Source organism: Aeromonas sp. SCS5 (assembly GCF_001887375.1).
GTDB classification, from domain to species: Bacteria; Pseudomonadota; Gammaproteobacteria; order Enterobacterales; family Aeromonadaceae; genus Aeromonas; species Aeromonas jandaei.
Window position 1 is genome coordinate 60219 of sequence record NZ_LFCS01000018.1, and the last position, 9680, is coordinate 69898.

10 protein-coding genes are annotated in these 9680 nt (G+C 60.1%); all 10 read right to left on the bottom strand.

The annotated features are described in order from the left end of the window. Nucleotides 1-122: 122 nt before the first annotated feature. The 10 genes from hemB to codB all read right to left on the bottom strand — a co-directional run bounded on the left by hemB (nt 123) and on the right by codB (nt 9399). Entirely contained in the window at nt 123-1139 is a 1017-nt protein-coding gene (hemB, locus tag BS300_RS19480) for a porphobilinogen synthase (RefSeq protein WP_005355877.1), read from the bottom strand. 3 nt (nt 1140-1142) lie between these two features. Then, on the bottom strand, nt 1143-1928 hold the full coding sequence (locus BS300_RS19485; RefSeq protein ID WP_071914751.1) for a TatD family hydrolase: 786 nt from the start codon (nt 1926-1928) through the stop codon (nt 1143-1145). 111 nt (nt 1929-2039) lie between these two features. Further along, complete coding sequence (gene tatC, locus BS300_RS19490) at nt 2040-2795, bottom strand: twin-arginine translocase subunit TatC (protein WP_033112884.1); 756 nt, start codon at nt 2793-2795, stop codon at nt 2040-2042. Next, entirely contained in the window at nt 2792-3241 is a 450-nt protein-coding gene (tatB, locus tag BS300_RS19495; RefSeq protein ID WP_071914753.1) for a Sec-independent protein translocase protein TatB, read from the bottom strand. Before tatB ends, tatC begins: the two co-directional genes overlap by 4 nt. A 3-nt stretch (nt 3242-3244) precedes the next feature. Then, nucleotides 3245-3493 (bottom strand): Sec-independent protein translocase subunit TatA, encoded by a 249-nt coding sequence (tatA, locus tag BS300_RS19500; protein ID WP_041210572.1) that lies wholly within the window; start codon nt 3491-3493, stop codon nt 3245-3247. Between the two features lie 42 nt (nt 3494-3535). Continuing rightward, nucleotides 3536-5176: a ubiquinone biosynthesis regulatory protein kinase UbiB gene (ubiB, locus tag BS300_RS19505; protein WP_071914755.1), complete on the bottom strand. Its 1641-nt coding sequence runs from the start codon at nt 5174-5176 to the stop codon at nt 3536-3538. Then, nucleotides 5176-5784 carry an SCP2 sterol-binding domain-containing protein gene (locus BS300_RS19510; protein ID WP_071914758.1) on the bottom strand — a complete coding sequence of 203 codons (609 nt, stop codon included), beginning with the start codon at nt 5782-5784 and terminating at the stop codon, nt 5176-5178. Before BS300_RS19510 ends, ubiB begins: the two co-directional genes overlap by 1 nt. 8 nt (nt 5785-5792) lie before the next feature. Next, on the bottom strand, nt 5793-6545 hold the full coding sequence (gene ubiE, locus BS300_RS19515) for a bifunctional demethylmenaquinone methyltransferase/2-methoxy-6-polyprenyl-1,4-benzoquinol methylase UbiE (RefSeq protein WP_043850499.1): 753 nt from the start codon (nt 6543-6545) through the stop codon (nt 5793-5795). 350 nt (nt 6546-6895) lie between these two features. Further along, nucleotides 6896-8161: a cytosine deaminase gene (locus tag BS300_RS19520; protein ID WP_071914760.1), complete on the bottom strand. Its 1266-nt coding sequence runs from the start codon at nt 8159-8161 to the stop codon at nt 6896-6898. Then, nucleotides 8155-9399, bottom strand: coding sequence for a cytosine permease (codB, locus tag BS300_RS19525; protein ID WP_071914762.1), 1245 nt, complete (start codon nt 9397-9399; stop codon nt 8155-8157). Before codB ends, BS300_RS19520 begins: the two co-directional genes overlap by 7 nt. Nucleotides 9400-9680 lie beyond the last annotated feature (281 nt).

Sequence of the window (9680 nt, forward strand, 5' to 3'; positions counted from 1 at the left end):
CAACCGCGACCGGCACTGCCTGGAGCGATGCCTGGATAAAGCTGTAATCAGCTATCAGTAACGAAAGAGGGGAGCCATCGGCTCCCCTCTTTTCTATCCGTTACACGCTCGGACACATCAGCTTAACGGGCATCTTCCTTCAGCCATTGCGCCACGCGCTTGGCGAAGTAGGTAAGGATGCCGTCGGCCCCGGCCCGCTTGAAGCAGAGCAGGGACTCCATGATGCACTCCTTCTCTTTCAGCCAGCCGTTCTGGATCGCCGCCATGTGCATGGCGTACTCACCACTCACCTGATAGGCAAAGGTCGGCACGCCGAACTGATCCTTCACCTGACGGATCACGTCCAGATAGGGCATGCCCGGCTTGACCATCACGCTGTCGGCCCCTTCCTGAATATCCAGCGCCACTTCGTGCAGGGCTTCGTTGCTGTTGGCCGGATCCATCTGGTAGGTGGCCTTGTTGCTCTTGCCGAGGTTGCCGGCAGAACCGACCGCATCGCGGAACGGGCCGTAGTAGCAGGAGGCGTACTTGGCGGAGTAGGCCATGATCTGGGTGTTGATGAAGCCGTTCTCTTCCAGCGCGGCACGGATGGCGCCGATGCGGCCATCCATCATGTCGGACGGCGCCACGATATCGACCCCGGCCTCGGCATGGGAGAGCGCCTGCTTGATCAGGATCTCGGTGGTGATGTCGTTCAGCACATAGCCTTCGTCATCGATGATGCCATCCTGACCGTGGGTGGTGAACGGATCGAGCGCCACATCGGTGATTACCCCCAGCTCCGGGAAGCGGGCCTTGAGGGCACGCACGGTGCGCTGGGCCAGTCCGTTCGGGTTGTAGGCCTCTTCCGCCATCAGGCTCTTGCTCTCCAGCGGGGTCACCGGGAACAGGGCAATGGCAGGCACCCCCAGCTCCACCAGCTCGGCAGCCTCGATCAGCAGCAGATCGATGGAGAGACGTTCCACCCCCGGCATGGAGGGAACGGCTTCCCGACGGTTCTCCCCCTCCAGCACGAACACCGGATAGATGAGATCGTTGACGGTCAGTACGTTCTCGCGCACCAGACGACGGCTGAAATCATGTTTGCGCAGACGGCGCAGGCGGCGGCCCGGAAAGGCGCCCGGAAGAGTTGTAGCCATGAATCACTCCTGGAGAGGAAGTTGGAAGAACGCGGCGGAGGTGGCCCGGGTGTGGGCCAGCAAGGCCTCGGGCGCTTCACCACGACAGGCCGCCACCACCTGGGCGATGTGCGGCAAAAAAGCGGGTTCGTTGCGTTTCGGGCGCGGTTTCAGATCGCGCGGCACCAGATAGGGGGCATCGGTCTCGATCATCAGGCGGCCAGCCGGAATGCGAGCCACCTGCTCGCGCAGCAGTTGGCCGCGGCGTTCGTCGCAGAGCCAGCCGGTCACCCCGATATGCAGCCCCAGCGCCAGACACTCGTCCAGCTCCTCGTCGGAGCCGGTGAAGCAGTGCAGCACGGCTCCCGGTAGTTTCGGCAACCAGGGACGCAAGATCTCGATGAAACGGGCGTGGGCATCGCGGCAGTGGAGAAACACCGGCATCCCGAGCTCGGCGGCCAGCGCCAGCTGGGCGTCGAATACCGCATCCTGCACCGGACGGGGGGAGAAATCGCGGTTGTAGTCGAGGCCGCACTCGCCAATGGCCACCACCTGCGGCAAGGCCGCCAGCTCGCGCAGGGCGGGCAGGGTCGCCTCATCGACACTCTTGGCATCGTGGGGATGGACCCCGGCGGTGGAGAAGCAGTAGCCCGGCCAGCGGGCGGCCAACCCGGCGCTCTCGCGGCTGCCAGCCAGATCGGTACCGGTCAGGATCAGCGCTTCCACTCCGGCGGCACGGGCGCGGGCCACCAGCTCAGCCTGCTCGCCGGCAAACTGGCTGCTGGTCAGGTTTAAACCGATATCAATCATGAGATGAGGAGTTCCAGACAAAAGGAATACATATCAGGTATTTGAAAACCATCTACCGAATGGGGCCTTACCATACGCCTCGAACGGGAGCATGAAAAGAGGAAGGGAGCCTTAGCTCCCCTCTTCAGTCTGCTCCTGCTTCTCTTCGCTCTCTTCTTTCACATAGAAACGGGCGAAGAAGAGACCCAGCTCCCATAAGCCCCACATGGGGATCGCGAGCAGCGTCTGGGAGAATACATCGGGCGGCGTCAGCAACATGCCGACCACAAATACCCCGACGATAACGTAGGGACGCTTCTCCCGCAGGCTCTTGGGACTGGTTACCCCGGTCCAGCAGAGCAGGATGGTGGCCACCGGAATTTCGAACGCCACCCCGAACGCGAAGAACAGGGTCAGTACGAAATCCAGATAGCTGGCGATGTCGGTCGCCACCGTCACCCCGGCGGGGGCGGTACTGGTGAAGAAGCCGAATACCAGCGGGAACACCACGTAGTAGGCAAACGCCATCCCCGCGTAGAACAGCAATGCACTGGAGACCACCAGCGGCATGATCAGGCGCCGCTCATGCTGGTACAGTCCGGGGGCGATAAAGGCCCAGGCCTGATAGAGCAGATAGGGGATCGCAACAAAAAAGGAGACCACCAGCGTCAGCTTGATCGGCGTCAGGAAGGGGGTCGCCACATCCGTCGCTATCATGCTGGTACCTGCCGGCAGCTGGCTCAGCAGCGGCTGCGCCACGAAGTCGTAGATGTTGTTGGAGAAGTAGATCAGTGCCAGAAAGACCAGCAGGATGGCCGTCACCGACCGCAACAGGCGGGTTCTCAGCTCCACCAGATGGCTGATCAGGGGTTGTTCTGCCTGACTCATGGCTTGACCTCCCCTTTGCTGACCGGCTCGTTCACGACTTCATGCTCCTGCGGGCTGTTGACCGGCGGCACCTCGTCATTCACCTGGGCAACCTGAGCCACTGGCTCGACGGGCGCCACAGGTTCTGCGACGGGGGGGCGGATCTCGTTCTCGACCTGATAGGGGCGGTTGACCGACTGGGCCGCCGCCTTGAGCTGTTCGATGGACTCCTGCAGCTCGGGGCTCAGGTTGTTCATCTGCAGCTGTTCGGCCTTCTTCAAGTCGTTGTGCAGCTCTTGCAGCTTGAGCTCCTGCTCCAGCTCGGCCTTGACCGAGTTGGCGGTGGAGCGGATGAGGCGGATCCAGTGCGTCGTCGTGCGGATAGCGCTGGGCAGCCGTTCCGGCCCCAGCACCACCAACGCTACAACGGCGATAACCACCAGCTCCCAAAAACCGATATCGAACATGGCTTAGGCCTGATCTTTGTCTTTCTGCTTGGCGGTCTCGGCGTTCTGGTTAGCCGTTTCGTTCAGCTGCTTCGGCGGAAACTCGGCATCGTTCTGCTGCTTGGTATCGTTTGGTTCATCGGCCAGCGCCTTTTTGAACCCCTTGACCGCCGCACCCAGATCGCCGCCGATCCCGCGCAGTTTCTTGGTACCGAACAGCAGCACGACGATGACTGCGATGATCAACAATTGCCAAATACTGATACCACCCATGACTTTCTCTCCAGAGCAGGCGCCTGATGGCGCGGTTTTTGTTTAATGGGAACGGGTTCGCAGCCAGCCAAGCAGCCAGCAGATCCCGGCACCGGTGAGGCTGATTTGTCCCCACTCGATGTGTTGTTTTTGGGTCAGCAAGAATACACCCGCCAATAGCAGGCTGGCTCCCACCCCTAAGAGGTAGCGTGCCTGCCCCTGGCGACGACTGTGGCGCCGAAACTCGGCAAACATCTGGTCGAAGTGGTGCTGCTGATGGCGGGTCTGACGCAGGGTCTCGTAGACCAGCTCGGGCAGTTCCGGCAGCTTCTCCGCCCAGAATGGCGCCTTCTCCTTGATGGCATTCAATACCGACTTGGGCCCCACCTGCTCGTGCATCCAGTTTTCGAGGAACGGCTTGGCGGTCTGCCACAAATCCAGCTGGGGATAGAGCTGACGGCCCAGTCCCTCGACATAGAGCAGGGTCTTCTGCAGCAGCACCAGCTGCGGCTGCACCGCCATATGGAAGCGGCGCGCGGTGTTGAACAGGTTGAGCAGCACGTGACCGAACGAGATCTCGGAGAGCGGCTTCTCGAAAATGGGCTCCAGCACGGTGCGGATGGCGAACTCGAACTCGTCCACCTTGGTATCTGCCGGCACCCAGCCCGACTCCACATGCAGCTCCGCCACCCGGCGATAGTCACGGTTGAAGAAGGCCAAGAAGTTCTCCGCCAGATAGCGCTTGTCTTCCCGGTTGAGGGTACCGACGATGCCGCAGTCGATACCGATCCAGAGCGGGTTCTCCGGGTGTTCGTAGGAGACGAAGATGTTGCCCGGATGCATGTCGGCGTGGAAGAAGCTGTCGCGGAACACCTGGGTGAAGAAGACCTCCACCCCACGCTCGGCCAGCAGCTTCATGTTGGTGCCGTTGGCCTCCAGCGCAGCGATATCGGAGACCGGTATGCCGTAGATGCGCTCCATCACCAACACCTGCTCGCGGCAGAGATCGGTGATAATTTCAGGCACATAGAGCGCCTCTGAGCCGGTGAAGTTGCGGCGCAGCTGGATGGCGTTGGCTGCCTCCCGCATCAGATTGAGTTCGTCGAGGATGGTCTTGCGATACTCCTCCACCACCTCGATGGGGCGCAGTCGCGCACTCTGGGGCACAAAGCGCGCCACCAGACGGGCCAGAGCCCGCATCAGGCGCAGATCGGCATCGATGACCGGCTCGATGTCGGGACGGATCACCTTGATGACGATCTCGCGGCCACTCTCCTTCAGCCGGGCGGTATGCACCTGGGCGATGGAGGCGGAGGCCAGCGGCGTCTCGTCGAAGTCGTCGAACAGGGTCTCGATAGGGCAACCCAGACTGCGCTCAATCTGCTGACGCGCCGCCTGACCGCAGAAGGGGGGCACCCTGTCCTGCAGCAGTGCCAGCTCCTCGGCGATATCTGGCGGCAACAAGTCACGCCGGGTCGAGAGCATCTGGCCAAACTTGATGAAAATGGGGCCGAGCGCCTCGAAGGCGAGGCGGATACGGGCACCGCGGCTGAGATCGGGTTGCTTGTTCTTGAGCCAGAACAGGGAGCGACGAGCCAGACGGCCCAGCCAGGGTTGATAGCGAGCGGGCACCAACTCATCGATGCCCCGCTCCAGCAGGATGGTGATGATGCGATAGAGGCGTTTGAACTCTTTCGGGGTCATCAGGCCACCTGCTGTTCGAGTCGAGCCAGCCGCATTTCAACGGCCTTGAGCTGCTGGGCCAGCACCTCGACATCATCGTTGAAGCTCGCCACTTCCAGCGGGCCGGGGGCGAGGCGGATCTCTTCGGTCAGATATTCCGCCAGCTGACGCTGGCTGCGGCACAGTTCGCGGCCGACCAGACGACGCGCCTGACGGGCACCACTGAACAGGGTGTGCGCCACGACATCGCCGGTATAGCGGGATAGCTCCTCCTCCCAGTCGATATCCAGCTCACCCAGCAGCACGCTGAACGCCTGCACCAGCTGGGGGTCACCGCTCAGCTCCAGCTTCTCCTCGCGGATATAACGGGTCAGGGCGGAGGGCTCCTTGAGCAGACCGAGAGCGGTCAGGGAGAGGCTCAGCACTGCATCCGCCTCCCCTTCATAGCTGGCCAGCACATCCAGCCGGCGCTCGGAGAAGACAAACCAGAGCGGCTTGAGTTCACGCAGCTCCAGCTTGAGTACCTTGCCCACCAGTTTGCGCAGCCGCTCCGGGCTCTCTTTGTCCAGCCCCAGCAACTGGTTGAGGCTGGTTTCGATCACGGCGGTGACCATGGCATCCATCGGCATAGGCAACCTTAAAACTTGTAACCGCGGTGCAGGGCGACCACACCCTGAGTCAGGTTGAAGTACTCAACCTGTTCGAAACCGACATTCTCCATCATGCCGGCCAGGGTCTGCTGATCCGGGTGCATGCGAATAGATTCAGCCAGATACTGGTAGCTTTCGCCGTCATTCGCGACGATTTCGCCCATTTTCGGCAGCAGTTTGAAGGAGTAGAGATCATACAGCTTGGCGATCACTTCGCTGACCGGCTTGGAGAACTCCAGCACCAGCAGACGACCGCCCGGCTTGAGCACCCGGAACATGGAGGCGAGCGCCTTGTCCTTGTCGGTGACGTTGCGCAGGCCGAAGCCGATGGTGATGATGTCGAAGTGGTTATCCGGGAACGGGAGCGCCTCGGCGTTGGCCTGGACGTAGGAGACGTTGTTGGCCACCCCCAGATTGCGCAGCTTGTCGCGGCCAACCTTGAGCATGGAATCGTTGATATCCGCCAGCACCACCTGACCGGTTTCGCCAACGATGCGGGAGAACTTGGCGGTCAGATCGCCGGTACCACCGGCCAGATCGAGCACCTTCTGTCCCTTGCGCACGCCGGAGCAGTCGATAGTGAAGCGCTTCCACAGGCGGTGGATGCCGAACGACATCAGATCGTTCATCAGATCATACTTGGCTGCCACCGAATGGAAGACGCCTGCCACCAGAGTCTCTTTCTCGGTCGCGGCCACGGTTTTAAAGCCGAAATGCGTTGTCGTAGCTTGTTCTGACATCCCTTAAACACCCATAGAACAAAGAATGGCCGCCAGTTTACCAGAGCCAATGGCGTGCGGACACCTTAAACCCGGCTCGCAACCATCTGCATGCCGAGCATGACCATGGCCAGACAAAGGCACAGATTGAGACCGATATTGAGCTGCGACGTCAGAGAGGCGTCGTGCTGCGCCAGTACCACTGATATCGAGGGAAAAGGAGGAGAAGCTGGTCAAGACGCCGAAGCGCCCCCAATCGCAACATAGAACCAGGCTTGCATGGCATCACTCCCTCAAGGCCGCCATTATGTCGCAATGGCGGCCCTTGTGCCCAGCGAGGGAACTAATCGCCATCCGGCCTGATTGAAAACTCAGCGGCGAAAATCGATGGGCTCAGGCTGACCTAACACGATCTCGGTCTGGGCTGGTCGGGTCTGGGCAATCACCTTGCCGTGGCGGATCGAGTAACGCACCGGCACCTGACGGCGCACCGCATCGAAGCCGCTCTCGGCGGGCAAGACCAACAGGTTGGCCGGTTTGCCCACCTCGATACCATAGCGATCCTGCACATTCAGGGTGCGGGCGCTGTGACTGCTGATCAGCTTCAGCCCATCGTTGATCTGCTCGTAACCCATGATCTGGCAGACATGCAGCCCCATGTGCAGCACCTGCAACATGTTGGCGGTGCCCATGGGATACCAGGGATCGAACACGTCATCGTGACCGAAGCAGACGTTGATGTTCGCCTCCAGCATCTCCTTCACCCGGGTAATGCCGCGGCGTTTGGGATAGGTATCGAACCGCCCCTGCAGGTGAATGTTCACCAGCGGATTGGCCACAAAGTTGATGCCTGCCATCTTGAGCAGACGGAACAGGCGGGAAGCATAAGCGCCGTTGTAGGAGTGCATGGCGGTAGTGTGGCTGGCGGTGACTCTATGGCCGATACCCCGCTCGTAGGCCAGAGTTGCCAGTGTCTCGATGAAACGGGACTGCTCGTCATCGATTTCGTCACAGTGCACATCGACCAGAACCTGATACTTCTCAGCAAGATCGAAGATGTAGTGCAGACTTTCGACCCCATATTCCCGGGTAAACTCGAAATGGGGAATAGCACCGATCACATCGGCCCCCAGCTTGAGCGCCTCCTCCAACAGAGCCTTGCCATTCGGGTAGGAGAGGATCCCCTCCTGCGGGAAGGCGACGATCTGCAGCTCCACCCACTCCTTCATCTCTTCCCGCACTTCCAGCATCGCCTTGAGCGCGACCAGATTGGGATCGGAGACATCGACGTGAGTACGCACAAACTGGATGCCGTTGGCGATCTGCCACTTCAACGTCTGGATGGCACGCTGTTTCACATCCTCATGGGTCAGCAGCGCCTTGCGCTCGGCCCAACGCTCGATCCCCTCGAACAGGGTGCCGGAGAGGTTCCAGCTAGGCTCGCCGGCCGTCTGGGTGGTATCGAGGTGAATATGGGGTTCGATAAAGGGGGCGATCGCCAGACCGCCCTCCCCGTCCAGCACCCGACCGGCGACGGCATGCTCGTCATGGGGTTCGATGGCGGTGATGACCCCATCCTGACAGCGGATCTGCCACAACCCTTCCCGATCTGCCAAACGAATATGTTGAATCAGCATTTGCTAGCTTCCTGTACCAGAACCGGCCGCTGGGTGAGGCGAACCAGAATGAAATAGGTGAAGGCGGCGCCCAATACCGCGTTGAGTGGCACTATACCCGGCAGCCATTTACCGACAGCCACCCCGACTGCCGTGGCGACCAGCGCCTGCCAGCGCACCGTCTCGAACTGCTGATCGGCAAACTGACGGTAACGCTCACGATTGAGCAGGAAATCCATGATGATAATGCCACCAATCGGCGGGATTGCCGTACTCAAAAAGGCCAGCCAGCCGACAAAGTTGTTGTAGAGCCATAGGGCACAGGCGGTACCGACGAGGCCGTTGATCACGCTGAGCGGCTTGCTCTTGAGACCGGTAATGTTGGCAAAACCGAGGCCGGAGGCGTAGAGGGCGTTGTCGTTGGTGGTCCAGATATTGAGGCCCAGCACCAGAATGGCGGGGATCAGCAGCCCCTGCATCAGCATCACCTCCGAGATATCGGCCTGCCCTGTCACAGCCGCGCCGGCTGCACCGAAGACGAACATCAGAGTGTTGCCCAAAAAAAACGCCACCATGGTAATCATGACGGCGCCCCAGGGTTTGCGACCAAATCGAACAAAGTCGGCGGTCAGGGTTCCTGCGCTAATAAAGGAACCGACCACCATGGTCAATGCCGTGGTGAACTCGATGGGATTGCTTGGTTGTACCTGCTGCAGCGCAGCCATGCCTCCGGTCGAGGTCACTGCCAGCCAGACCGAGTAACCACCGAGCAGCGCAATGGCCGGTACCGCCACAAAGCTCAACACCATCAGAGCGGAGATCCCGAAGTAGACGGTTACCGTCATCAGAATGCCCGAAATGGCGATGAGCCAGTTCACATCGATGCCGGTCGCCTTCTGCACCGGCAGCGCAAACATGGCGACACCGACGCCAAACCAGCCGACCTGAGTGCCGCCCAGCAACAGGGATGGCAGCCAGGAACCTTTCACCCCAAACGAGTAACGCGCCAGCAGATGGGTAGAGAGACCGGTTGAAGCACCGATATAGCCGAGGCAGGCGGTGTAGATACCCAGCAGCAAGTTGCCGAGCAGTACCGCCTTGATGAAATCATTGAACACCAAGCCGGTGCCCAGCGCACCACCGGTCCACATGCTGGCAGAGAAGAAGGTCAGGCCGAGCATCACCAGCATCAGCGACAGCACACCTTTGCGCCCTTTGGCGGGAACCGCCCCCAAACAGTATTCGTTATCCTGCGCCATGCTCTTTCTCCACGTAATAGGCAAAACGCGCCGGATTTTACATGTAAAACGTTTTACGTCAATCAATCATGGTTAAATATCTGGATAAAACCATCAATAGCAGTCAAATGAGTAACACCTTGGGACTCAAATTAGCATAAAACAGGGTGGGCCACAAACAGAGGAAAGCATTCAAGTTAAGGAATATGAGGGAATTTTTAAGAAAGTGACAGATGCAAAAAAGCCTCCCTTTTCAGGGAGGCTTTTTCTTTAATGGTGCTGATACCCAGAATCGAACTGGG

Bases quoted from the DNA above. Each gene is read 5' to 3' on its own strand.
- BS300_RS19520 (WP_071914760.1), bottom strand. From the start codon at position 8,161: ATGCTGATTCAACATATTCGTTTGGCAGATCGGGAAGGGTTGTGGCAG.
- tatC (WP_033112884.1), bottom strand. From the start codon at position 2,795: ATGAGTCAGGCAGAACAACCCCTGATCAGCCATCTGGTGGAGCTGAGA.
- codB (WP_071914762.1), bottom strand. From the start codon at position 9,399: ATGGCGCAGGATAACGAATACTGTTTGGGGGCGGTTCCCGCCAAAGGG.
- BS300_RS19510 (WP_071914758.1), bottom strand. From the start codon at position 5,784: ATGCCGATGGATGCCATGGTCACCGCCGTGATCGAAACCAGCCTCAAC.
- ubiB (WP_071914755.1), bottom strand. From the start codon at position 5,176: ATGACCCCGAAAGAGTTCAAACGCCTCTATCGCATCATCACCATCCTG.
- ubiE (WP_043850499.1), bottom strand. From the start codon at position 6,545: ATGTCAGAACAAGCTACGACAACGCATTTCGGCTTTAAAACCGTGGCC.
- BS300_RS19485 (WP_071914751.1), bottom strand. From the start codon at position 1,928: ATGATTGATATCGGTTTAAACCTGACCAGCAGCCAGTTTGCCGGCGAG.
- tatB (WP_071914753.1), bottom strand. From the start codon at position 3,241: ATGTTCGATATCGGTTTTTGGGAGCTGGTGGTTATCGCCGTTGTAGCG.
- tatA (WP_041210572.1), bottom strand. From the start codon at position 3,493: ATGGGTGGTATCAGTATTTGGCAATTGTTGATCATCGCAGTCATCGTC.
- hemB (WP_005355877.1), bottom strand. From the start codon at position 1,139: ATGGCTACAACTCTTCCGGGCGCCTTTCCGGGCCGCCGCCTGCGCCGT.